This window comes from Rhizobium lentis (assembly GCF_014200175.1).
GTDB classification, from domain to species: Bacteria; Pseudomonadota; Alphaproteobacteria; order Rhizobiales; family Rhizobiaceae; genus Rhizobium; species Rhizobium mulingense.
Genome location: NZ_JACHBD010000004.1, coordinates 243358 through 264247, shown reverse-complemented (window position 1 = coordinate 264247; position 20890 = coordinate 243358). Strand labels below are relative to the sequence as shown.

The following is a 20890-nucleotide window of genomic DNA, read 5'->3' as shown; positions in this document are numbered from 1 at the left end:
TCCCTTGGGTGGCCGGATCGAGATGGCTGCCCTGTCGCTTTGCGCCTACAATTCCGACTTGATATCGCCCATCCGGTTCCAGGCGTCGAGGCCGGCGATCTTGTAGGCTTCGGCGAGCGTCGGATAGTTGAAAGTGTTTTCGACGAAATATTCGACCGTGCCTTTGAGATTGAGCACAGCCTGGCCGATATGCACCAGTTCGGTGGCGCCTTCGCCGACGATATGCACGCCGAGCAGACGGCGCGTCTTCAGCGAGAAGATCAGCTTCAAAAGCCCGGTGTCGAGGCCCATGATATGGCCGCGCGAGGTCTCGCGAAAGCGGGCGATGCCGCATTCATAGGGAATGCCGCGCTCCTTCATCTCTTCTTCGGTCAGGCCGCAGGTCGAGATCTCCGGCACGGCATAGATGCCGTAGGGGAAATATTTCGGCGGCTCCTTGGCGACCGCGCCGATCGCCACACGGGCGGCAATACGGCCCTGTTCCATCGAGGTCGAGGCGAGGCTCGGAAAGCCGACGACGTCGCCGGCGGCGTAAACGTTCGGAACCGATGTTTCGAACGTCTCTGGGTTGACCTTGAGACGGCCGCGGTTGTCGGCCTCGAGGCCGATGGCCGCAAGGTTCAGTGCGTCCGTCGCCCCCATGCGGCCGGCCGCAAAGAGCACCATGTCGGTCGTCAGACGCCGGCCGCTGTCGAGCGTCAGTTCGACCTTGCCGTTATCGAGCCTCTCGACCTTGTCGGCCTTCTGCCCGAGCAGCAGTTTCATGTTGCGGTCGCGCAGCTGGTAGGTGAAGTCCTCGACGATTTCCTTGTCGATGAAGTCGAGCATCGTCGCCTTCGGGTCGATCACGGTGACGGCGGTGTCGAGTGCGCTGAAGATCGTTGCATATTCGATGCCGATGACGCCTGCACCGATGACGATCATCGAGCGCGGCAGCTCCTGGATGTCGAGCAGCTCATCGCTGTCGAGAACGGTCTTGCCGTCAAAAGGAATGTAGTCTGGGCGGAACGGCTTGGTGCCGACGGCGAGCAGCACGCTGGCGGCGGTGACCTGGGTGACCTCGCCGTCATCCTTGATCACCTGCAGCGTTGAAGCATCGACGAAGCTCGCCTTGCCGCGAATATGGTGCACGCGGTTGCGGGCAAACTGGTGCTCGAGCACCTCGACCTCGTGGTCGAGGGTAATCAGCAGGCGGCGGCGCAGGTCTTCGGCGCTGATCTCCTGCTTGACGCGGTAGGATCGGCCGTAAAAGCCGCGTTCCCGCCAGCCGGACAGATTGAGCGCGGTCTCGCGCAGCGTCTTCGAGGGGATGGTGCCGGTATGAACGGACACGCCGCCGACGCGTTTACCCTGCTCGATGACGAGCACTTTCTTGCCGAGTTTCGCAGCCTGGATCGCGCCGCGGCGCCCTGCGGGACCGCTCCCCACCACAACGAGATCGTACTGAAACATCCTCTAGCCCCGGATTGGAATGGAATCATTTGCGACAAAAATGTCGCCCCTCATCGCTAGCCGGTCAATGTTACAGATTGTTTTACGACTGCCGATTCAGCCGGACCTGTGTTTAATCAGCTTCAGCATCTTCAGGTCAGTTTGGCTGTTCTTGCCGACGATGACATGATCGTGGACGATCATATCAAGTGCGTAAGCTACGCCGATGATCACTTTCGTCAAATCGATGTCAGCGCGCGACGGCTTTTCATGCGCGGGTGATGTAATCCGCGGAAATATCGGTCACCCTGGTAACGCCGAGCAACGCCATGTTGCTATGCAGTTCCGTCCTGAGGATATCCGCCGCCCTCAGCACGCCCGGTAGTCCCGCGACGGCCGCGGCATAAAGGAACGGCCTGCCTACGAACACGAAACAGGCCCCGAGCGCCAGCGCCTTCATGATATCAGTTCCACGCCTGATGCCGCCGTCGACCATGACGGCAATGCTGTCTCCGACACGTGCCGCAATTTCCGGAAGAACCTGAAGGGGAGATGCGGTGCCGTCGAGTTGGCGGCCGCCATGGTTCGAGACGATCACTCCATCCGCCCCGGTAACGGCAGCCCGTGCCGCGTCGTCGGGATGCATGATCCCCTTGACGACCAGCTTGCCGGACCACCTCTTGCGGATCCGCTCCAAATGGCCCCAGTTGAGATGGTCACGCTTGCCGAAATCGCGCGTGACGTTCGAAGAGATGATCGGCGCGCCTCTTGTGGCATAGGAATTTTCAAAATGCGGAATGCCGTGCCGGGCGATCGTGCGCAGGAATGTACCGGTGGTCCAGCGAGGGTGCGAGATGCCCTGCCATGCCAAGCGGAGGCCGGGACGCAAAGGCGTCGAAAATCCAGCCCTGACATTGTTTTCGCGGTTGGGCAGCGTGGCCGTGTCCACGGTCAGCAGAAGCGTGCCGATGCCGGCCGCAGCGACGCGATCGATGAGAGCATCGATACGATCGGGTTCGCCGGGCAAATAGGCCTGAAACCATGCTTGTGGCGAGGCCGCAGCGATCTCTTCCAGGGGGATGAGTGACGAACCGCTGATGATCATCGGAATTCCCGATTGGTCCGCACCTTGCGCGAGCACGATGTCCCCCCGATAGGCCATCAGTGCGCTGATCCCCATCGGCGCAATGCCGAACGGTACGGCGTGCGTTCTACCGAAGAGCTTCGTCTCGGTGCTGCGCGTCGAGACGTCACGAAGCACACGCGGCCGGAAAGCATAGGCCTGGAAGGCTTCTGCGTTATGTCGCAGAGACGCATTGGTCTCGGTCGCGCCGGCGATATAACCGAACAGCGGCTTGGGCAGATGCTGCCGCGCCTTGGTTTCGAAGTCGTCGAGGCAGAGCACGCCGCGGCAGAGCCGGGTCGATCGATCAGTGTTACCGCTGCGGGTCGTCATGAGCTTTATCTTCTCGGTATCCCCAGCGGGCATTGTTCAGCGAATGGGGCGCAGGTTGCATACAATGCGCACCACCGACTACTGTCAACTCCAGCCTTGCTTGTCAGATCAGCTTAAGCCCCTTGAGGCTGACATGCCCGTCCTTGCCGATGATGATGTGGTCGTGGACGGTGATGTCGAGCGCCTTGGCCGCCTCGATGATCACCTTCGTCATGTCGATGTCGGCGCGTGAGGGCGTCGGGTCACCGGAGGGGTGGTTGTGGACGAGGATGATCGCCGTTGCCGAAAGCTCAAGCGCGCGCTTGACCACTTCGCGCGGATAGACCGGGGTATGATCGACCGTGCCGCGGCCCTGTACCTCGTCGGCGATCAGCACATTGCGCTTGTCGAGGAAGAGAATGCGGAACTGTTCGCGGGTGTCGTGCGCCATGGCCGCGTGGCAGTACTGAATGACCGAGGACCAGGAGGAGAGCACCTGCTTGCTTCTGATCTCGCTTTTCAGCGTCCGGTGGGCGACGGTCGAAATCAGTTTCAGATCGAGGGCTACATTCTCGCCGACGCCCTTCACCTCGGTCAGCAGCGCCGCCGGGGCGCCAAAAACTCCGGCAAGCGAGCCGAAGCGTTCGATCAGCGCCTTGGCGATCGGTTTGGTGTCGCGTCGCGGGATCAGGCGGAAAAGCAGGAGCTCGAGGATTTCATAATCGGCAAGCGCCGTGTCGCCCTGCTCGCGGAAGCGGTCACGCAGCCGCTCGCGATGACCGTGGTAATGTTCCGGTGCGGAGAGCGAGGCGGGCAGGGCGGTCCGGGCATTCGGCGCGGTTGGTTTTTGCGGCCGGTCGCCGAAGAATAAACGTTCGTCGGCAATAGGCTCTTCGGTCGCGAAAGGCAGCTCGTCGTCGGAAGATGTCGCTGCGGGCCCCTTCGCCATCGGATCGTCACCTGGCAAGCGACGGCAGTCCGGGCCGGTCGAGCCCAGCAGGTGACAGCGTGAAGATTTCGCAGCCGTCGGCCGTGACGCCGACCGTATGTTCGTATTGCGCCGAAAGCGAGCGGTCGCGGGTCACTGCCGTCCAGCCGTCGGCGAGCACCTTCACATGCGGCCGGCCGAGATTGATCATCGGCTCGATGGTGAAGATCATGCCCTCGCGCAGCTCCGGACCCTCGTTGGCGCGGCCATAATGTAGGATATTCGGCGAATCGTGGAACAGCCGACCGACGCCGTGGCCACAGAAATCGCGCACCACCGAACAGCGCTCGGCCTCCGCATAGGTCTGGATCGCTTCGCCGATCGCGCCGGTGCGGGCGCCCGGCCTGACCGCAGCAATGCCGCGCATCAGTGATTCATAGGTCACTTCGAGCAGTCGCTCGGCGGCGCGCTTGACCGTGCCGACGGGATACATCCTGCTGGAATCGCCATGCCAGCCATCGAGCACGAAGGTGACGTCGATATTGACGATATCGCCTTCGCGCAACGGCTTGTCGTTCGGAATGCCGTGACAGACCACATGATTGATCGAGGTACAGGTCGACTTTGTGTAGCCGCGATAGTTTAGCGTCGCCGGATAGGCGCCATGATCCATGCCGAAATCGAAGACGAACCGGTCGATCTCGTCGGTTAGCAGGCCGGGCTTGACGATATCGGCCAGCGCATCAAGGCAGCGGGCGGTCAGCTGGCATGCCTTGCGCATGCCTTCGAATGCTTGAGTATCATAAAGCCGAATGGCGCCGGTGTTCTTCGGCGGCGCGGAAGAGGCTTCGATATAGTTCACCATTGCGGGGCCTTAGCGGAGAATATTAGCTTTGTTCATAATGCAGCTATGACGGGTTCGTCCATCGCGATCAACCGTCGGGGCGAGATTTCTCCAGGGATTTAGCCGCCTCAAGCAGCTATTCGACGCGGAATTATTCGTGCCGAACGAAATATCCACAGTCTTCCCAAAGGGATAGGATTGATTGGAGGAAACCTCCCCGCTACTCACCGATTGGTGACAGCGGGGAAGGGTCGGTCATGCTGAATGAAGCGGTAAATCTTGAGAGTTCGCCCGGCGCCCAGGCGGCGTCAGATCGGCGGGTGCGCGATCGCGGCGCCACCGAGCGCGCCATACTTGCCGCCGCCAAGGGCCTGCTGTCGGAAGAAGGCTTCCAGAATTTCGGCATCAATGCCGTCGCCCGCCGCGCCGGTTGCGATAAGCAGCTGATCTACCGCTATTATGGCGGCCTTGACGGTCTGGTCGAGGCGATCGGCGCCGATCTCGGCACATGGGTGAGGGATCGCATTCCGGAAGATGCCGGCGGCATGTTCCTGCTCACTTACGGCGACCTGATGGAGCGGCTGGCGCTGCTTCTGCTCGACGCCTTGAAAAATGATCCTCTGATGCGCCGCATCCTCGCCTGGGAGGTCTCGGAAAATACCGAGCAGGTGAGGCGGCTTTCAGAAGCGCGTTCGAAGGCTCTCGCCCTGTGGCTGGATCGCATGCGCGGCTCGCTGGCGCCGCCGAAGGGTGTGGATGCCGCCGCCGTCAACGCCGTCGTCATCGCTGCAATCCAGCATCTCGTGCTTGCCGGGGCCGCCGGCGGCCAATGCGCCGGCCTGTCGCTCAAGACATCAAAGGACTGGGAGAAGGCGGCACTAGCGCTGAAGCGTCTCGTGCGTGGCGTCTACGGCTGACATTCGCGTTATCCACAGGAGGCGGGTCCGGCGTTAACCCTAACAAATGGTTTACGTTGCGTGGGGCGGGTTAAGCCGACACTGTGCCATCAGCAGAGATGGTACGAGTGAGAGTCCCCAGTTGACATTCATGGGAAGCAAGATCGCCAAAGCCGCATTTTTGGTGACGGCAATGATGTTCTTCGCAATCCTGGCGCTGGATATTGCAATTCCGACGCTGGTGCTTTGCACCATGGCATTGTCGACGTGGTTGGTCTCCCTCGATCTGCCCGTCGCGCGCAAGCATGGAGGAGAGGCCGCATGAAGTGGTTTCTGATCTTCTGGGCCGGCCCCATTGTCTTTCTGGGCGGATGGTACTGGCTCTCCTATTACGACATCAATTTTGGCGTGCTGATGCTGACGCGTCAGGTCCATGACCTGACGTTCCAGCTCTACGGCGAGGCGCTCGGCATGCCGCCGGAGGCTATCCCGCCGCTCGTTGCCCGGGCGATCGCCGTTGACAGTCTCATCGTCTTCGCCCTCCTCGGCTTCAGAAAGCGCAAGTCGATCAAAGCCTGGTGGCAGGCGCGTCAGGCGCTGAATTCCTCTCCTGCAGATCTTGCCAGCAAGGAAAGCCTGTCGAGCGCACCCTGAAGGATGAAGCTGGCCGCGGCCGAATCGATCCGTTCGGCGCGTTTGGCGCGCGAGACGTCCATTTCGAGCAGCGTCCGTTCAGCCGCAACCGTCGAAAGCCGCTCATCCCAATAGACGAAGGGCAGCGACGTCTTCTGCTCCATGTTGCGCACGAAGGCGCGCGTCGCCTGCACGCGCGGGCCTGCCGATCCGTCCATGTTCATCGGCAGGCCGATCACGAAGCCCGCGACCTTTTCCGTTGCCGCGAAATCCAGCAGCGCCTGCGCATCGATGGTGAATTTGACACGACGGATCACCGGCCGCGGCGTGGCGAACCGCCGTCCGAGATCGGACATCGAAAGCCCGATCGTCTTGGTGCCGAGATCGAGGCCGGCGATTGCCTGCTCGGGGGCAAGAACCCGGGCCATATCCTCGATCGTGAGCACCGTCATTGCCGTTTCATCCCGTTAAAAGAAATTGAAGCCGCCGCCGCTTTCCTTCGCCGGCGCATGAGATATGTCCTTACCATCGAAATCAGATTTTGCATCACGTAAGGAGAGATTTCATGAAGATCACCTGGCTTGGCCATTCCGCCTTCCGCATCGAGACTGGCAAGGCGAAGATCCTGCTCGACCCGTTCCTCAGTCATAACGCTTCCTTTGCCGGCCAGGATATCAAGGATGTTTCTTCAGGCATCACCCATATCCTGCTGACGCACGGCCATGGCGACCATGTCGGCGATACGATCGCGCTGGCCAAGGAAACCGGAGCGGTCGTTCTCGCCAATGCCGATCTCGCCGCCTGGCTGGGTTCCAAGGGCGTCGATAGGATCGAAATGGGCAATACCGGCGGCACGATCACCTTCGGCGGCTTCTCGGCGACCTTCACCAATGCGCTGCATTCCTCCGCCCAGATCACCGAGGATGGCGTCTCGCATGCGCTTGGCAATGCCAACGGCCTGATGCTGCATTTCGACGACGAGGCCTCGATCTTCGCCATGGGCGACACCGACATCTTCTCCGACATGGGGCTGATCAACGAATTGCACCAGCCCGAGATCGGTTTCGTGCCGGTCGGCGACCGCTTCACCATGGGCGGCGCGGTGGCGGCACTCGCCTGCCAGCGTTATTTCAGCTTCAAGACCGCGATCCCCTGTCATTTCGGGACCTTCCCGATCATCGATCAGACCGCTGATAAGTTCATTGACGGCATGGAGGGATCGAAGACGCAGGTGAAGGCGCTGAAGCCTGCCGAGAGCCTGTCGATCTGACGAAACCCCGTTGCACCGGGCGGACATGGCCTTTATAGCGGGTAGGAAAAATCCTATCCGGAGAATGCCATGTCCGTCGATCTTGCCACCGTGAAGCGCGTCGCCAAACTTGCCCGTATTGCCGTCTCCGAGGACGAGGCAAATCGCATGGTCGGCGAGCTGAACGGCATCCTGGGCTTCGTCGAGCAACTCTCGGAAGTCAATGTCGACGGCGTCGAGGCGATGACGTCGGTCACCCCGATGGCGATGAAGAAGCGGAGCGATGAGGTGACCGATGGCAACAAGGCGGCCGATATCGTCGCCAATGCGCCGGTCACCGACCATAATTTCTTCCTGGTGCCGAAAGTCGTCGAATAGGGCGTCGAAAGCCTCTTTCCGACCCTGTTGCCATTCTAAAGATCTGAAGCGAAAACACGATGAGCGAACTCACCAGCCTGACCATTGCCGAAGCCCGCCGGAAGCTGCGCGCCAAGGAAATCACCGCACTCGAACTCACCGACGCCTATATCTCGGCGATCGATGCGGCCAATGAGCGGCTGAACGCCTATGTGAAGGTCACGCCGGATCTGGCCCGCGTCATGGCCAGGAGATCGGACGAGCGCATCGCCGCAGGCACGGCAGGCGAGCTGGAAGGCATTCCGCTCGGCATCAAGGACCTTTTCGCCACCGTCGGTGTCCACACCCAGGCCTGCAGCCATATCCTCGACGGGTTCGAGCCGCGTTATGAATCAACCGTCACGCAGAACCTTTGGAATGACGGCGCCGTCATGCTCGGCAAGCTGAACATGGACGAATTCGCCATGGGCTCGTCCAATGAGACCTCCTACTACGGCCCGGTGATCAATCCCTGGCGGGCTGAGGGCTCCAACCAGCAGCTCGTTCCGGGCGGCTCCTCCGGCGGCTCGGCCGCGGCCGTCGCCGCGCATCTTTGCGCCGGCGCCACCGCGACCGATACCGGCGGCTCGATCCGCCAGCCCGCCGCCTTCACCGGTACCGTCGGCATCAAGCCGACCTATGGCCGCTGCTCGCGCTGGGGCACCGTGGCTTTCGCCTCCTCGCTCGATCAGGCCGGTCCGATCGCCCGCGACGTGCGCGATGCCGCGATCCTTTTGAAGTCGATGGCAAGCGTCGACGCCAAGGACACGACCTCGGTCGATCTCCCCGTGCCCGATTACGAGGCCGTCCTCGGCCAGTCGCTGAAGGGCATGAAGATCGGCATCCCGAACGAATATCGCGTCGACGGCATGCCTGAGGAGATCGAGACCCTGTGGCGCCAGGGCATTGCCTGGCTGAAGGATGCCGGCGCCGAGATCGTCGATATTTCGCTGCCGCACACCAAATATGCGCTTCCTGCCTATTACATCGTCGCCCCCGCCGAGGCATCCTCGAACCTGGCGCGGTACGACGGCGTGCGCTACGGCCTGCGCGTCGACGGTAAGGATATCGTCGACATGTACGAGAAGACGCGCGCCGCCGGCTTCGGCCAGGAGGTCAAGCGCCGCATCATGATCGGCACCTATGTGCTGTCGGCCGGCTATTATGATGCCTATTACATCCGCGCCCAGAAGGTCCGCACGCTGATCAAGCGCGATTTCGAGCTCGCCTTCGACGCTGGTGTCGACGCCATCCTGACGCCGGCCACCCCGTCCTCTGCCTTCGGCGTCGCCGACGAGAACCTCGCCGCCGATCCGGTGAAAATGTATCTGAACGACATCTTCACGGTGACGGTCAACATGGCGGGCCTGCCGGGCATCGCCGTGCCGGCGGGTCTCGACCAGAAGGGCCTGCCGCTCGGCCTGCAGCTGATCGGCAAGGCTTTCGACGAGGAAACCCTCTTCAAGACCGCTTACGTCATCGAGCAGGCTGCCGGCAAGTTTACGCCGGCCAAGTGGTGGTAACGGATCTTACGATCCGAATAATAGTACCCGCCGACTACGAAGCGGTCGGCGCCATCGGCTTCGCCGCATGGGCCGCTGGCGAGGCGTTCGAGGACTGCTATCGCGATCCTCATGTGATCGCCAAGGTACAGCAAGAGTTCGCCGCCTTTCCACATGAGACGAAGGGCGAAATTTTCGTTGCCGAACTGGCGGGCGAAATCGTCGGCTGGGGTGCGCGGGAAGGCGAACGGAATTATGTGTCCGATGGGTGCATCCGCTTTATCAGGCAGGGGTGTCGGCCGGGCTCTGCTGTTGCATTTATGTGAGCTGATGGCGACCGAAGGGCTGGCGACGGTCCGGCTCGACACACATGCAAGGAATGAGAGCGCAATCCGTCTTTATGAACGCTGCGGCTTCACCATCATCTGGCATGGTGTCGAATTCTCCAAGAGCATGGGCGTCCCGCTTGAAAAGGTGCATATGGAGAAGCAATTGGCTGATCGATAGCCAAACCGGAGATGAGGGTCTTATGGCGAATAATGATCTTGTGCGACTGATCGAGGCGATCGATCGTCTTGCGGCCGGCGGTTTCGTCATGGGCGCGGATTGGCAGGCGGTTCACGATATCTGTCAGCGCCACGAAGGCGAATGGCCGTTCGACTGGGGCCATGCCCTCTGCCATCGCATCGAGGGCGACGACTGGAATGCCGATTATTGGTATCGCCGCGCCGGCAAGACGCGCGGAACCGGCACGATGGCCGACGAATGGTCGGCGATGCGAGCGATATTGTCTCAGAAGGATTGAGGCCGAGCCCTGACCGCGCCGGTTTGAGGCGCGATCAGGTTGATTGCCCGATTATCTGTTGTCCAGCTGCGATCTGACCAACTTCAACCCTCTTTCGGTAATCCGGTAGGGCTGGCCGCCTGACGATTTGATCGCCTTCAGCCGCTTCAGCCTGCGGAAGAGATCGAGGTCGACGCCGGGATAGAGCCAGCCGTCGCGGGTAAAGCAACTGACGTTCTCGATCTTCCTGTCGTCGTCGCGGATGATTTCGATGCGGCCGCCTTGGGCCATGAGATGCAGGATGCGCTGCTCCGTGCGGGAAATGTCCATGTGTTGAGATCCGGTACCGCGCCCGGCAGGGCGCACAAAAACGGTCTGACGCTCCATCGAACGTCAGGGCTTCGTTTTTTCGGGCCCATGCGCGCAAGAAAACTCGCGGGCAGGGCCTTTACCGGGTCTCAGACAGGTTCAACATAAAACACCTCGATAGGGTTTTGTATTGAGGTCGCAAAAAGCGGTCAAGAGCGCCTTTGCCGGTCAAAACCGGTCGAAAACCATGGTTTCCACCGGTCATCCCTTTGGGGGCACTGGTAATATCCGCGACTCAATGGTCTAGTTGAGGGGTAACGCGGAGGTGTCGTTGATCCACATTCGCAATGCCCGCGACGGGGAAGCGGAACTTTTGAGTGAGATCGGGCTGAGGGCCTGGCAAAAGGCGATGGCGTTGATTGGCGAATCGGACGCGATGATCGACGCAGCGCGCAGCGCCTTTCGCAACTTCGTGGAAAACGACTGGCTGACCATAACCGTCGTCGAACAGAACGGCCAGGTCGCCGGCTGGGCGGCGCGCGAGGGCCTGGATGAAACCATCTCGGATTTCTGGATCGACCCAGTCTTCACCCGCCAGGGGCTGGGTTCGGCGCTTCTCGAGCGCATCGAAACGGAGATCGCCGAACGGGGCTTCGCGAAGGCGGCGATGCAGACCCATTCCGGCAACAGCGAGGCGATCGGCTTTTTCCGGAAACACGGCTACAGCATCCACTGGCTCTCGGTCGCCTATAATCCGAAGCTCGACCGCGACGTGCCCTCCGTCGGGCTGACGAAGCAGCTCGTCTCCGACGGCGGCGGATACGGACAGGAATTCTGAGGTTTCAAAAGCCCCGCAGAAGGCCGATGATTGCGTGCGGCACGCATGTGCAAATGCCGCCGGGCGCCGTTCGCGAGGCTATTCGGAGGTGACGCAGAAGTTGTTGCCTTCGGGGTCATTCAAGACCGTGTATGCATCCGTCTCACGCACGAAAGTCGCGCCAAGGGATAAGAGCCGGTCCACTTCTTGTCTGCGATCCGAAGCGGCGATATCGAGGTGGACACGGTTGCGGGCGGGACGCTCTCCCTGGCGAAGGTGGAAGCAGAGGCGTGTTCCAGGGCCGTCGACCATCACGGTCGGGTCCGTTTCAGGTGTCAGCCCTATCTCGGCAAGGCGAGCGAGCTCCGCATCGTCATAAGGCATCACTTGGTAGCCATCGAGCGCCGCCGCCCAGAAACGGGCGACACGCGAGGGAATGTCGCAGTCGATGACGATCTCCTTCAGCCTTCCCATGGCGCTTCTACGACTTGCGGGATCGACGCTGGGAAACGCGCTCGACGATCGCGCCACCGATGGCCGGTAGCAGTGCGAAAAGCATGAGCTGCGCTGTTCCCTGCAGCGTCAACAAGGCGGAAATGATGAGCGCGACCAGCACTCCAAGCAGGGCTCCGGCAAGATAGGGCAGATAATCCTTCAATCGAGCCTCCGTGCTTGAGGGCCTCTAATCGCCGTGGCGTTCTTGGACGAAGATAGAGAAGACTGCGCTATCGACAATTGGGACCTCGAAACGCTTTTCGATCGACGGGCCGGTGCGGAATACAGCCTCCGACGCAAAGCGGCCTTGCGACCTAAGAGGAAACGGCCAGCGGCAGCTGCTATGCAACGCCGCGAAAGCCTTGCACCGGCACGCCATTTCCTTTACCTCACCAGTGGAAAAGAACAGCCTGCAAAGAGTATCAGATGACCCTTGTCGACGTCCGCACGCCCGATCCGAAACGCTTCATCCCCGGCGCCACCGGCGACTGGGAAGTCATCGTCGGCATGGAAGTCCATGCCCAGGTGCTGTCCAATTCGAAGCTCTTCTCCGGCGCCTCGACGGAATTCGGCAAGCCGCAGAATTCGAACGTATCGCTGGTCGATGCCGCCATGCCCGGCATGCTGCCCGTCATCAACGAGGAATGCGTGAAGCAGGCGGTGCGCACCGGTCTCGGCCTCAAGGCTCGCATCAACAAGCGCTCGCTCTTCGACCGCAAGAACTATTTTTACCCCGACCTGCCGCAGGGCTATCAGATCTCGCAGTTCAAGGATCCGATCGTCGGCGAGGGCAAGATCGTCATTTCGCTCGGACCGGACCGTCAGGGCCAGTTCGAGGACATCGAGATCGGCATCGAGCGCCTGCACCTGGAACAGGATGCCGGCAAGTCGATGCACGACCAGCATGCGACCATGTCCTATGTCGATCTGAACCGCTCCGGCGTGGCGCTGATGGAAATCGTCTCCAAGCCCGACATGCGTTCCTCCGACGAAGCCAAGGCCTATATGACCAAGCTGCGTTCGATCGTGCGTTATCTCGGCACTTGCGACGGCAACATGGACGAGGGCTCGATGCGCGCCGACGTCAACGTCTCCGTCCGCCGCCCGGGCGAGGCTTTCGGCACCCGCTGCGAGATCAAGAACGTCAACTCCATCCGCTTCATCGGCCAGGCGATCGAATATGAAGCCCGCCGCCAGATCGGCATTCTCGAGGATGGCGGCGAGATCGAGCAGGAGACGCGCCTCTTCGATCCGAACAAGGGCGAGACGCGCTCCATGCGTTCCAAGGAGGATGCGCACGACTATCGTTACTTCCCCGATCCGGACCTGCTGCCGCTCGAATTCGACGATGCCTTCGTCACCGCGCTGGCAGCCGATCTTCCGGAACTGCCTGACGACAAGAAGGAGCGCTTCGTGCGCGAGCTCGGCCTGTCGGTCTACGATGCTTCCGTGCTCGTCTCCGAAAAGGCGATCGCTGATTATTTCGAGGCCGTGGCCGCCGGCCGCGACGGCAAGACGGCGGCAAACTGGGTGATCAACGACCTGCTAGGCGCGCTGAACCGCACCGGCAAGGACATCGAGCAGACGCCGGTTTCTCCGGCCCAGCTCGGCGCCATCATCGACCTTATCAAGGCTGGAACCATATCAGGCAAGATCGCCAAGGACCTCTTCGAGATCGTGCTCACCGAAGGCGGTGACCCCGCCGAAATCGTCGAAGCGCGCGGCATGAAGCAGGTGACGGATACCGGCGCGATCGAAAAGGCCGTCGACGAGATCATCGCTGCCAATCCCGATCAGGTGGAAAAGGTCAAGGCGAAGCCGACCATGGCCGCATGGTTTGTCGGCCAGGTGATGAAGGCGACCGGCGGTAAAGCCAATCCGCAGGCCGTCCAGGCGCTTGTCAAGGCAAAGCTCGGCATCGAGGAATAAGCAGTGTATTTCGTCCGCACCGCCGGCGAGGGCGACCTGCAGAAGGTCCGCGCCTTGCTGGTGGAGAGCTTTCACGCCACCTATGACGACCTGCATGGCAAGACCAAGGTCGATGAGCTGATCGCCGATCTCTTCACGCCGGCGGCGTTGAAGGCGCGCCTGGCGCGCAAAGATGCCGAATTTCTCGTCGCCGACGACGGCCGCAAGATCGGCGGCGTGGGTTATGCGGCGATGTCGCAGGCGTTGACGAAAACGGTCATGCTACACCTTCTTTATGTAAGCCCGGCGCTGCAGCGCCAGGGCATCGGTCGCGATATCTTCGCCGAGCTTGAAAACGTGCTTTCCCGCGGCCGAAATCATGCGTCTCGAAGTGGAGCCGCAGAATGCGACGGCGATCGCCTTCTATCAGGCGCACGGCTTCACCGAAGTTGGCCGCAATGAGTATAGCGGGCCCGGGCAATCCGGCATTCCGGCGCTGATTTTCGAAAAACCGCTCAAGGGCCACTGAGCCATGCAGGTCGGGGTGCCTGATATTCTCGTTCGTCAGGGCGGAAGGACGATCTGCCGGCTCTCGTGGCAATCTTTGCCGCCGATGCGCTCGGCGGTCACGGCGATACGACGGATCCTGAGGCCTTTGCCGATTATGGGCTTTCACAGCCATCGAGGCCTCATCCAACCAGACGCTCTATGTCGTCGCGCGCGGCGGCGAGGTCATCGGTACGTTCCAGACAATGCTGACGACGACGCTGACCGGCCGCGGCTCCTCGGCGATGATCATCGAGGCGGTGCAGACGCGCTCCGATATGCGCGGGCAGGGGATCGGCGCTCGGATGATCGAATCCGCCATCGCCGAGGCAAAAGGCCGCGGTGTGCGCCTTGTGCAATTGACCTCGAATGCGATACGCATAGACGCCCATCGTTTCTATGAAAGGCTTGGCTTCAAACCTTCGCATCTGGGCTTCAAGATGGCCTTGAAATGACCCTTGGCTCTCGTGGAATCGCTGGACAATTCGGCTTGGCGACGGCATAAGCGAGAAAACGAATTCTGGTTTGGTCCGCATTGGCGGGCACAAGGAAAAGACATGTGGAATCTTCTGGTTCAGACCTTCACCTGGTGGAACAGTCAGACGATGGGCACGCGTTTTGCGACCTGGCGTTTCGGCAAGCGCGTCGGCGAGGATGAATTCGGCAACGTCTATTATGAAGGTGGCATGTCCTCCTACGGTCTGCCGAAGCGCTGGGTAATCTACAAGGGTTATGCCGAAGCTTCGGCCATTCCGCCGGGCTGGCACGGCTGGATGCACCATCGCACCGATGTTCCTCCGTCCAAGGAAAACTACGTTGCCAAGGAATGGCAGAAGACGCACCGCCCCAACCTCACCGGATCGCCACAGGCTTACCGCCCGCCGGGCTCTCTCGCGGTTCCCGGCGAGCGTCCGCGCGTCACCGGCGATTACGACGCCTGGACGCCCGGCAACTGAGACGGCTGACCGGGCGATCCACAAGCCCGGCTTTTGGCCACAATTGGCCTTTACCCGCAGGTTGGCCGCGCTTGACCGCGGATGAAACTTAAAATTATCTGGAGACGGGTACATGAAGCTCTTCACGCGGAACATGGTCCTGCGTGCCGCCGGATCGCTGCTGGCGCTCTCGGCCTTGCTTCCGACCGGTGCGGCACATGCCGCCCGCATCGAAAACCCGGTTGCCGTCTTTTCGGGCCTCGACAAGATTACCGGACGAATTACGACCTTCGACGTCTATGTCAACGAGACGGTGCAGTTCGGCGCGTTGCAGGTGACGCCGAAGGTCTGCTATTCGCGCGATCAGGCCGAAGCGCAGAAGATCGACGGTTTTGTCGAGGTTGATGAGATCACCCTCGACCGCAAGATCCGCCGCATCTTCACCGGCTGGATGTTTGCCGCCAGCCCCGGCCTCAACGCCGTCGAACACCCGATCTACGACGTCTGGCTGAAGGATTGCAAGACGAGCTCCGACGTCCCGGCTCCTGACGGAGCCAAGGCGACGGCGCGCTAGGCCGGATCGGCATTCACGCATCCAGGTCATGTATCGGTGATGCCGGCGAAATTACAGTGCGTCGCCTTGACGTATTAAACGCCGTAAGTGCGTCAGCCGATTAGAGCGTCGCCTATGATCCACTGGCATTGGCATCGGCTGGCCCCTCGTCACCACAAAACAATCCCTCCGGTGAATCGTATCCGCGTCGCGCTTGTCCATTCCTCAACCGAACTGCCCCGAGCCTATACAGTCGGGGGCTTGTTCCTGTTGAAAAGTCCTTTGGCAAAACGAAGCACACCGCCGGCCAAGACGACGATGAGGATGCCGGCCTTTTTGAAGAAGCCAAGGGCAAGGGCCAGCACTCCTACCTTTGCGGCAATCTTGGCGCCAGCGCCTGCGGCGATCATTCCTGCCATGCCGTAGGCCGCGATCTTGTCACCGTCGACATAGTCGCCATAGGTCATCCCCTTGTCGAACTGCACGAGCTTCGTGACCGTCGGAATGACCGCCTCGATCTCCTTCAGCTGTCCGAGTCCGGCAACGAAGTCGAATTCGAAGACACCCTCGCGCCCGAACACCCGCACGGAATAATTCAGCGTGTGCTCAGCTTGCGTGTCGTTGCCGAAAACCAGATCGCGCGCCCAGTGCATCGCATGCTCCGGCTTGTCATAATGCGGCGCTGAAGCCCAGCCAACTAGGGTGATCTTCGGGAAGCCTTGTTTTTCGCGCTCAGGATTCCTTTCGCTGATCGCATCCTTGATGTTCTGCAGCAGTTCGTCGTAATTCGTCGTGGCGGCATCGATGTCCGAGACATAACCGTCCGCGTTGTATTCGACGATCGATCCCCAGGATTGCGGGTCGGTCGGCGCGTATTTCGCCGAAGATCATCCCCAGCATTCCATCGGCCGCCGCCGGAGGGTTTCCCCAGATATCGACAAGCACCGTCTTCGTGTCGGCCGGGCTGAGATAGTAGAAGTTGGCAGGCAGGTTCAGCGTCGCCTTCGCCTCAGGCAGCTTGATCACACCCTGCTGAAAATCGAGCTTTTCCAGTAACGAATTTTCCCCATCGGAAAAATCGGTCCTGCCAGGGAACATCTCTTGATAGGGACGTGCCTCGGCCTGAGCTGCAAGTGAGGCGAAAAGCATCGCCGCCGCAAAATACCGTCTCAAAAATTCTATCCCCATTGCATTTCCGGAAGTTACTTAAATCGGTCGGAAAATCAACGCAGGGATGAATCGAACGCGTCTAAAACTTCAGGTGTGGCGATTCCATCGCGGCGGCAAGCAGCGCGGCATAATCGGCCTTCGGAACGTCGATCGCTCCGAACTTCTTCAGATGCTCGGTGGTGAACTGGGTATCGAGCAGGGTAAAGCCCCTTTCTCTCAGCCGGTCTACCAGATGCACGAGGCAGATCTTCGAGGAGTCCGTGCGGCGTGAAAACATGCTTTCGCCGAAGAAGGCCGAGCCGAGCGAGACGCCGTAGAGACCGCCGACCAGTTCATCGCCGTGCCACGCTTCAACGGTATGGGCGTGGCCCATGTCGAACAGCGTCGAATAGAGCGATCGGATTGTCTGGTTGATCCAGGTGCTCGGGCGCCCCGATGTCTCCTCGGCGCAAGCCGCGATCACCTGCTCGAAGGCGTGGTCGATGCGGATCTCGAAGGGATGTCGGCGCACCTTCTTGGCGAGGCTCTTCGATACATGGAAACGATCGAGCGGCAAGACGCCGCGCAATTCCGGCTCGACCCAGAAGATTTCCGGGTCGTCTGCGGATTCGGCCATCGGGAAGAGGCCGATGGAATAGGCGCGCAGGAGAATGTCAGGGGTGATGCCTGGTGACTTCCCGCGCGGTCCTGCCATTCCTGTCCTATGCCGCCGGCGTGTTGGCGAGATGGTGTTCCAGCCAGTGAATGTCGTAGTCGCCGTTGGCGATATCCTGATTGGAGACGAGTTCCTGAAACAACGGCAGCGTCGTCTTGATGCCGTCCACGACGAATTCATCGAGCGCGCGGCGCAACCGCATCATGCACTCGACGCGGGTGCGACCGTGCACGATCAGTTTGCCGATCAGGCTGTCGTAATAGGGCGGGATCTTGTAGCCCTGATACGCGCCGGAATCGATGCGCACGCCAAGGCCGCCCGGCGCATGGAAATGTGTGATCGTGCCGGGCGAGGGCACGAAGGTGCGCGCATCCTCGGCATTGATGCGGCATTCGATGGCGTGGCCGGAAAAATGCACATCGTCCTGCGTCACCGACAGGCCGCCGCCGGAAGCGACACGGATCTGCTCGTGCACGAGGTCGATACCGGTGATCGCTTCGGTAATCGGATGTTCCACCTGCAGGCGGGTATTCATTTCGATGAAGTAGAACTCGCCGTTCTCGTAGAGGAATTCGATCGTGCCGGCGCCGCGATATTTCAGCTTCTTCATGGCGTCGGCGCAGATCTGCCCGATCTTCATCCGCTGCTCGACATTCAGCGCCGGCGAATTCGCCTCTTCCCAGACCTTCTGGTGGCGGCGCTGCAGCGAGCAGTCGCGTTCGCCGAGATGGATGGCATTGCCTTCGCCGTCGCCGAATACCTGGATTTCGATGTGGCGCGGCTTGCCGAGATATTTTTCCATGTAGACGGCATCGTTGCCGAAGGCGGCTGCCGCTTCCGTGCGTGCTGTCGACCAGGCCTCGATCAGATCGGCTTCGCTTCTGGCGACCTTCATGCCGCGCCCGCCGCCGCCGGCGGTCGCTTTGATCAGTACGGGATAGCCGATTTCGGCGGCCGTCCGCAGCGCATCCTCTTCGGTCTTCACTTCACCGTCCGAGCCGGGAACGACGGGAATGCCGAGCTCCAGCGCCGTCGTCTTGGCGGTGATCTTGTCGCCCATGATGCGGATGTGATCCGCCGTCGGCCCGATGAAGGTGATGCCATGGGCTTCGAGAATATCTGCAAACTTGGCATTCTCCGACAGAAAGCCGTAGCCCGGATGCACGGCGTCGGCACCGGTGATCTCGCAGGCGGCGACGATCTGGTGGATATTGAGATAGCTCTCGCGCGAAGAGGGCGGACCGATGCACACGCTTTCGTCGGCAAGGCGCACATGCATGGCATCGGCGTCGGCGGTGGAATGCACCACGACGCAGGCAATGCCGAGCTCCTTGCAGGCCCGGAGCACGCGAAGGGCGATTTCCCCGCGATTGGCGATGAGGATTTTCGAAATCATGGGCATGGGCCTATTCGATGACGACGAGGGCTTGGCCGTATTCGACGGGATGTCCGTCATCGACGAGAATTTCGGTCACCTTGCCCGACTTCGGCGAGGGGATCTGGTTCATCGTCTTCATCGCTTCGATGATGATCAGCGTTTGGCCTTCCTTGACGGTGGCGCCGATCTCGATGAAGGGGCGCGCGCCGGGAGCCGGCGCCATGTAGACGGTGCCGACCATCGGCGCATTGACGACATTGGCAGGATTGCGGGCGGGGGCAGCGGCTGGCGCGGCACCTGCCGCTGCCGGAGCGGCGGCTGCGGGCGCAGCATAGGCCGATGCTGCGATCGGCGCCTGCACATATTGCGTCGCGCCGTTGCGCGAAACGCGGATGCGCAAGTCATCCTGCTCTACCTCGATCTCCGTCAGATCCGTCTCGTTGAGAATGTTGGCGAGATCGCGGATCAGTGCCTGATCGATACCCGATTTCTTTTCAGCCATGGTGTTGCCCTGTCTTCTTCTTATGCCGTGATGTTCTTCAGCGCATGCAGCGCCAGGATGTAGCTGTGAGGCCCGAAACCGCAGATCACGCCCTTGCATGCCGGCGCGATCATCGATTTGTGGCGGAATTCTTCCCGTGCATGGACGTTGGATAGGTGGAGTTCGACGACGGGAATGGAAATAGCGCGGATCGCATCATGCAGCGCGACCGAGGTGTGCGTATAGGCGCCTGCATTGACGGCGACGCCGACGGCCTTTTCGTCGGCCTCGTGAAACCACTCCACAAGTGTACCTTCGTGATTGGTCTGGCGGAAATCGATATCGAAGCCGAGTTCGCGGCCGGCGGCCTTGCAGTTCGCCTCGATGTCCTTCAGCGTCTTGCCGCCATAAATGCCGGGTTCTCTTTTACCCAGCATGTTCAGGTTGGGGCCGTTCAGGACAAAAATCGTTTGCGTCATCGAATGTTCCGTAAAATGCGCGACGGCAACCTATAGACTCGGCGAAGGCTGAATGAAAGCCCTTACGGATTGCCCGGCAGGAATCGCGCCACATTTGTCCACATGGCTGAAACGCTTCGATTTTGGCGATTTGATGGGACGGCCGTCTTGCTCAGCAGGCGGTCTTGCCGCAGCTGCGCATATTCTTGACCTTGGCTTCGAGATCGTCGAGCCCGACGGCGCCCGGCACCAGTTCATTGCCGATTACATAGGACGGCGTGCCGCTGATGCCGAGGCTGGAGGCGAGCTGGTAGGTCGCCTGGACGATGCCGTCGTTCGGGCTCTTCGCCATCTCGGCGCGGATCTTGTCTTCGCTGACGCCGAGCGAGGCGGCAACCGCGATCGCGCTTTCGTCCGAGGCGCGGCCTTCGCTGCTGAGCAGCGCGACATGGAAATCGGCGTATTTTTCAGGTGCCAGCTTGCGGAAGGCGTCCGCCACCTTGTGAGCGGCGACCGAATCCGGCCCGAGGATCGGAAATTCCTTGAGCACGAATCGGACGTTCTTGTCCTTCTTCAGCATCGCCTGCATATCGGGAAGCGCATGACGGCAGTAGCTGCAATTATAATCGAAAAACTCGACGACGGTAACGTCGCCCTTCGGATTGCCGAGGGTGACGTCGTTCTTCGAATCGAAGATGTCGGTCGTGTTCTCTTCGATCGCCATGTTGGCTTTCGCCAGCCGCTGGGCTTCTTGCTTCTTCTGCAAGGCCTCCTGGACATCGAGCATGATCTCGGGATTCTCGATCAGATATTGCTTGATGAACTCGCCGAACTCCTTCTTCTGCTGGTCGTCGAGCGCAGCCGCCGGAAACGGAAGAGCGATCGATGCGGCAAGCGCCAGTGCGGTGAAGGTTTTCAGGAAGAAGGCCATGATATCCTCGTCAACGGCGATGGTGGTCTTCCGATCGAGAAGGCCGTCGCCGGGTTAATGGACTTGAATGCGTCACGTCAAGGTAGAGGGCGTTCGGTTCCGCTCAAACAGGAATTTTTCATCCCCGCGTTACGCTCGCGGGATTGTGATGAGCCG

Annotated in this window: 27 protein-coding genes and 3 pseudogenes; 15 read left to right on the top strand and 15 right to left on the bottom strand. The window is 60.7% G+C overall.

The genetic code is table 11. The features are described from left to right. Positions 1-45: 45 nt before the first annotated feature. The 5 genes from sthA to map all read right to left on the bottom strand — a co-directional run bounded on the left by sthA (position 46) and on the right by map (position 4659). Positions 46-1452: a Si-specific NAD(P)(+) transhydrogenase gene (sthA, locus tag GGI60_RS11940; protein ID WP_183915917.1), complete on the bottom strand. Its 1407-nt coding sequence runs from the start codon at positions 1450-1452 to the stop codon at positions 46-48. A 96-nt stretch (positions 1453-1548) separates the two neighbouring features. Further along, on the bottom strand, positions 1549-1719 hold the full coding sequence (locus GGI60_RS11935) for a JAB domain-containing protein (protein WP_409527257.1): 171 nt from the start codon (positions 1717-1719) through the stop codon (positions 1549-1551). Then, complete coding sequence (locus tag GGI60_RS11930) at positions 1700-2887, bottom strand: alpha-hydroxy acid oxidase (protein ID WP_183915915.1); 1188 nt, start codon at positions 2885-2887, stop codon at positions 1700-1702. The genes GGI60_RS11935 and GGI60_RS11930 overlap by 20 nt, the downstream gene beginning before the upstream one ends. 103 nt (positions 2888-2990) lie before the next feature. Further along, positions 2991-3815, bottom strand: a complete 825-nt coding sequence (gene radC, locus GGI60_RS11925) for a RadC family protein (RefSeq protein WP_183915914.1) — start codon at positions 3813-3815, stop codon at positions 2991-2993. Between the two features lie 7 nt (positions 3816-3822). Next, the gene (map, locus tag GGI60_RS11920; protein ID WP_183915912.1) at positions 3823-4659 is read right to left on the bottom strand and encodes a type I methionyl aminopeptidase; all 837 of its coding nucleotides are present in this window, start codon (positions 4657-4659) and stop codon (positions 3823-3825) included. 236 nt (positions 4660-4895) lie between these two features. On the opposite strand from map, the gene GGI60_RS11915 reads away from it, so the two are divergent. From GGI60_RS11915 to GGI60_RS11905, 3 genes are all read left to right on the top strand, one after another. Then, a complete protein-coding gene (locus GGI60_RS11915) occupies positions 4896-5555 on the top strand; it encodes a TetR/AcrR family transcriptional regulator (RefSeq protein WP_183915910.1) in 660 nt (219 codons plus the stop codon). 130 nt (positions 5556-5685) lie between these two features. After that, positions 5686-5859, top strand: coding sequence for a hypothetical protein (locus tag GGI60_RS11910; RefSeq protein WP_170964725.1), 174 nt, complete (start codon positions 5686-5688; stop codon positions 5857-5859). Beyond that, on the top strand, positions 5856-6188 hold the full coding sequence (locus GGI60_RS11905; protein ID WP_183915908.1) for a DUF6105 family protein: 333 nt from the start codon (positions 5856-5858) through the stop codon (positions 6186-6188). Before GGI60_RS11910 ends, GGI60_RS11905 begins: the two co-directional genes overlap by 4 nt. On the opposite strand, the gene ruvX is transcribed toward GGI60_RS11905, so the two are convergent. Then, a complete protein-coding gene (gene ruvX, locus GGI60_RS11900) occupies positions 6125-6619 on the bottom strand; it encodes a Holliday junction resolvase RuvX (RefSeq protein WP_183915906.1) in 495 nt (164 codons plus the stop codon). The two genes, GGI60_RS11905 and ruvX, sit on opposite strands and share 64 nt — an antisense overlap. A gap of 113 nt (positions 6620-6732) precedes the next feature. Here ruvX and GGI60_RS11895 point away from each other — a divergent pair, with 113 nt between their 5' ends. From GGI60_RS11895 to GGI60_RS11875, 6 genes are all read left to right on the top strand, one after another. Then, the gene (locus GGI60_RS11895; protein ID WP_183915904.1) at positions 6733-7437 is read left to right on the top strand and encodes a metal-dependent hydrolase; all 705 of its coding nucleotides are present in this window, start codon (positions 6733-6735) and stop codon (positions 7435-7437) included. A 69-nt stretch (positions 7438-7506) separates the two neighbouring features. Beyond that, positions 7507-7794: an Asp-tRNA(Asn)/Glu-tRNA(Gln) amidotransferase subunit GatC gene (gatC, locus tag GGI60_RS11890; RefSeq protein ID WP_183915902.1), complete on the top strand. Its 288-nt coding sequence runs from the start codon at positions 7507-7509 to the stop codon at positions 7792-7794. 59 nt (positions 7795-7853) lie between these two features. Next, complete coding sequence (gene gatA / locus GGI60_RS11885; protein ID WP_183915900.1) at positions 7854-9335, top strand: Asp-tRNA(Asn)/Glu-tRNA(Gln) amidotransferase subunit GatA; 1482 nt, start codon at positions 7854-7856, stop codon at positions 9333-9335. Next, positions 9326-9640 carry a hypothetical protein gene (locus GGI60_RS31955; protein ID WP_246720369.1) on the top strand — a complete coding sequence of 105 codons (315 nt, stop codon included), beginning with the start codon at positions 9326-9328 and terminating at the stop codon, positions 9638-9640. Before gatA ends, GGI60_RS31955 begins: the two co-directional genes overlap by 10 nt. Next, entirely contained in the window at positions 9570-9821 is a 252-nt protein-coding gene (locus GGI60_RS31950) for a GNAT family N-acetyltransferase (RefSeq protein WP_312862801.1), read from the top strand. Before GGI60_RS31955 ends, GGI60_RS31950 begins: the two co-directional genes overlap by 71 nt. Positions 9822-9843: 22 nt before the next feature. Continuing rightward, positions 9844-10119 (top strand): hypothetical protein, encoded by a 276-nt coding sequence (locus GGI60_RS11875; RefSeq protein ID WP_183915898.1) that lies wholly within the window; start codon positions 9844-9846, stop codon positions 10117-10119. A gap of 51 nt (positions 10120-10170) precedes the next feature. On the opposite strand, the gene GGI60_RS11870 is transcribed toward GGI60_RS11875, so the two are convergent. Then, entirely contained in the window at positions 10171-10428 is a 258-nt protein-coding gene (locus GGI60_RS11870; RefSeq protein ID WP_097579117.1) for a YjhX family toxin, read from the bottom strand. A 310-nt stretch (positions 10429-10738) separates the two neighbouring features. Here GGI60_RS11870 and GGI60_RS11865 point away from each other — a divergent pair, with 310 nt between their 5' ends. Beyond that, on the top strand, positions 10739-11245 hold the full coding sequence (locus tag GGI60_RS11865) for a GNAT family N-acetyltransferase (RefSeq protein ID WP_183915896.1): 507 nt from the start codon (positions 10739-10741) through the stop codon (positions 11243-11245). Positions 11246-11323: 78 nt separating this feature from the next. Here GGI60_RS11865 and GGI60_RS11860 read toward each other — a convergent pair whose 3' ends face one another. Then, positions 11324-11698 (bottom strand): VOC family protein, encoded by a 375-nt coding sequence (locus GGI60_RS11860; protein WP_183915893.1) that lies wholly within the window; start codon positions 11696-11698, stop codon positions 11324-11326. Between the two features lie 7 nt (positions 11699-11705). After that, positions 11706-11882, bottom strand: coding sequence for a hypothetical protein (locus tag GGI60_RS11855; RefSeq protein ID WP_183915891.1), 177 nt, complete (start codon positions 11880-11882; stop codon positions 11706-11708). 263 nt (positions 11883-12145) lie between these two features. Here GGI60_RS11855 and gatB point away from each other — a divergent pair, with 263 nt between their 5' ends. The 5 genes and pseudogenes from gatB to GGI60_RS11830 all read left to right on the top strand — a co-directional run bounded on the left by gatB (position 12146) and on the right by GGI60_RS11830 (position 15682). After that, positions 12146-13648, top strand: coding sequence for an Asp-tRNA(Asn)/Glu-tRNA(Gln) amidotransferase subunit GatB (gene gatB / locus GGI60_RS11850; protein ID WP_077993918.1), 1503 nt, complete (start codon positions 12146-12148; stop codon positions 13646-13648). Positions 13649-13651: 3 nt separating this feature from the next. Then, positions 13652-14156, top strand: a pseudogene (locus tag GGI60_RS11845) (N-acetyltransferase family protein). Between the two features lie 3 nt (positions 14157-14159). Beyond that, a pseudogene (locus tag GGI60_RS11840) lies at positions 14160-14628 on the top strand (N-acetyltransferase family protein). A 102-nt stretch (positions 14629-14730) separates the two neighbouring features. Further along, complete coding sequence (locus tag GGI60_RS11835) at positions 14731-15129, top strand: NADH:ubiquinone oxidoreductase subunit NDUFA12 (protein WP_004671258.1); 399 nt, start codon at positions 14731-14733, stop codon at positions 15127-15129. 112 nt (positions 15130-15241) lie between these two features. Next, positions 15242-15682 carry a DUF2155 domain-containing protein gene (locus GGI60_RS11830; protein WP_183915889.1) on the top strand — a complete coding sequence of 147 codons (441 nt, stop codon included), beginning with the start codon at positions 15242-15244 and terminating at the stop codon, positions 15680-15682. Positions 15683-15906: 224 nt separating this feature from the next. On the opposite strand, the pseudogene GGI60_RS11825 reads toward GGI60_RS11830, so the two are convergent. From GGI60_RS11825 to GGI60_RS11800, 6 genes and pseudogenes are all read right to left on the bottom strand, one after another. Then, positions 15907-16834: pseudogene (locus GGI60_RS11825) on the bottom strand (DUF2167 domain-containing protein). Positions 16835-16910: 76 nt separating this feature from the next. Next, positions 16911-17525: a leucyl/phenylalanyl-tRNA--protein transferase gene (gene aat, locus GGI60_RS11820; protein WP_183915888.1), complete on the bottom strand. Its 615-nt coding sequence runs from the start codon at positions 17523-17525 to the stop codon at positions 16911-16913. 7 nt (positions 17526-17532) lie between these two features. Continuing rightward, a complete protein-coding gene (gene accC / locus GGI60_RS11815; protein ID WP_183915886.1) occupies positions 17533-18888 on the bottom strand; it encodes an acetyl-CoA carboxylase biotin carboxylase subunit in 1356 nt (451 codons plus the stop codon). A gap of 4 nt (positions 18889-18892) precedes the next feature. Further along, on the bottom strand, positions 18893-19366 hold the full coding sequence (gene accB, locus GGI60_RS11810; RefSeq protein WP_183915884.1) for an acetyl-CoA carboxylase biotin carboxyl carrier protein: 474 nt from the start codon (positions 19364-19366) through the stop codon (positions 18893-18895). 20 nt (positions 19367-19386) lie between these two features. Beyond that, positions 19387-19824, bottom strand: coding sequence for a type II 3-dehydroquinate dehydratase (gene aroQ, locus GGI60_RS11805; protein WP_183915882.1), 438 nt, complete (start codon positions 19822-19824; stop codon positions 19387-19389). A gap of 151 nt (positions 19825-19975) precedes the next feature. Then, a complete protein-coding gene (locus tag GGI60_RS11800) occupies positions 19976-20734 on the bottom strand; it encodes a DsbA family protein (protein ID WP_183915880.1) in 759 nt (252 codons plus the stop codon). Positions 20735-20890 lie beyond the last annotated feature (156 nt).

What these genes read in the sequence shown, in the direction of transcription:
- GGI60_RS11930 (WP_183915915.1), bottom strand. Translation starts at nt 2,887, where the DNA reads ATGACGACCCGCAGCGGTAACACTGATCGATCGACCCGGCTCTGCCGC.
- GGI60_RS11830 (WP_183915889.1), top strand. Translation starts at nt 15,242, where the DNA reads ATGAAGCTCTTCACGCGGAACATGGTCCTGCGTGCCGCCGGATCGCTG.
- aat (WP_183915888.1), bottom strand. Translation starts at nt 17,525, where the DNA reads ATGGCAGGACCGCGCGGGAAGTCACCAGGCATCACCCCTGACATTCTC.
- GGI60_RS11905 (WP_183915908.1), top strand. Translation starts at nt 5,856, where the DNA reads ATGAAGTGGTTTCTGATCTTCTGGGCCGGCCCCATTGTCTTTCTGGGC.
- GGI60_RS11800 (WP_183915880.1), bottom strand. Translation starts at nt 20,734, where the DNA reads ATGGCCTTCTTCCTGAAAACCTTCACCGCACTGGCGCTTGCCGCATCG.
- GGI60_RS11895 (WP_183915904.1), top strand. Translation starts at nt 6,733, where the DNA reads ATGAAGATCACCTGGCTTGGCCATTCCGCCTTCCGCATCGAGACTGGC.
- map (WP_183915912.1), bottom strand. Translation starts at nt 4,659, where the DNA reads ATGGTGAACTATATCGAAGCCTCTTCCGCGCCGCCGAAGAACACCGGC.
- GGI60_RS11875 (WP_183915898.1), top strand. Translation starts at nt 9,844, where the DNA reads ATGGCGAATAATGATCTTGTGCGACTGATCGAGGCGATCGATCGTCTT.
- accC (WP_183915886.1), bottom strand. Translation starts at nt 18,888, where the DNA reads ATGCCCATGATTTCGAAAATCCTCATCGCCAATCGCGGGGAAATCGCC.
- GGI60_RS11860 (WP_183915893.1), bottom strand. Translation starts at nt 11,698, where the DNA reads ATGGGAAGGCTGAAGGAGATCGTCATCGACTGCGACATTCCCTCGCGT.
- accB (WP_183915884.1), bottom strand. Translation starts at nt 19,366, where the DNA reads ATGGCTGAAAAGAAATCGGGTATCGATCAGGCACTGATCCGCGATCTC.
- GGI60_RS31950 (WP_312862801.1), top strand. Translation starts at nt 9,570, where the DNA reads ATGTGTCCGATGGGTGCATCCGCTTTATCAGGCAGGGGTGTCGGCCGG.
- ruvX (WP_183915906.1), bottom strand. Translation starts at nt 6,619, where the DNA reads ATGACGGTGCTCACGATCGAGGATATGGCCCGGGTTCTTGCCCCCGAG.
- GGI60_RS11915 (WP_183915910.1), top strand. Translation starts at nt 4,896, where the DNA reads ATGCTGAATGAAGCGGTAAATCTTGAGAGTTCGCCCGGCGCCCAGGCG.
- gatA (WP_183915900.1), top strand. Translation starts at nt 7,854, where the DNA reads ATGAGCGAACTCACCAGCCTGACCATTGCCGAAGCCCGCCGGAAGCTG.
- sthA (WP_183915917.1), bottom strand. Translation starts at nt 1,452, where the DNA reads ATGTTTCAGTACGATCTCGTTGTGGTGGGGAGCGGTCCCGCAGGGCGC.
- GGI60_RS11870 (WP_097579117.1), bottom strand. Translation starts at nt 10,428, where the DNA reads ATGGACATTTCCCGCACGGAGCAGCGCATCCTGCATCTCATGGCCCAA.
- GGI60_RS11910 (WP_170964725.1), top strand. Translation starts at nt 5,686, where the DNA reads ATGGGAAGCAAGATCGCCAAAGCCGCATTTTTGGTGACGGCAATGATG.
- gatC (WP_183915902.1), top strand. Translation starts at nt 7,507, where the DNA reads ATGTCCGTCGATCTTGCCACCGTGAAGCGCGTCGCCAAACTTGCCCGT.
- GGI60_RS11835 (WP_004671258.1), top strand. Translation starts at nt 14,731, where the DNA reads ATGTGGAATCTTCTGGTTCAGACCTTCACCTGGTGGAACAGTCAGACG.
- gatB (WP_077993918.1), top strand. Translation starts at nt 12,146, where the DNA reads ATGACCCTTGTCGACGTCCGCACGCCCGATCCGAAACGCTTCATCCCC.
- aroQ (WP_183915882.1), bottom strand. Translation starts at nt 19,824, where the DNA reads ATGACGCAAACGATTTTTGTCCTGAACGGCCCCAACCTGAACATGCTG.
- radC (WP_183915914.1), bottom strand. Translation starts at nt 3,815, where the DNA reads ATGGCGAAGGGGCCCGCAGCGACATCTTCCGACGACGAGCTGCCTTTC.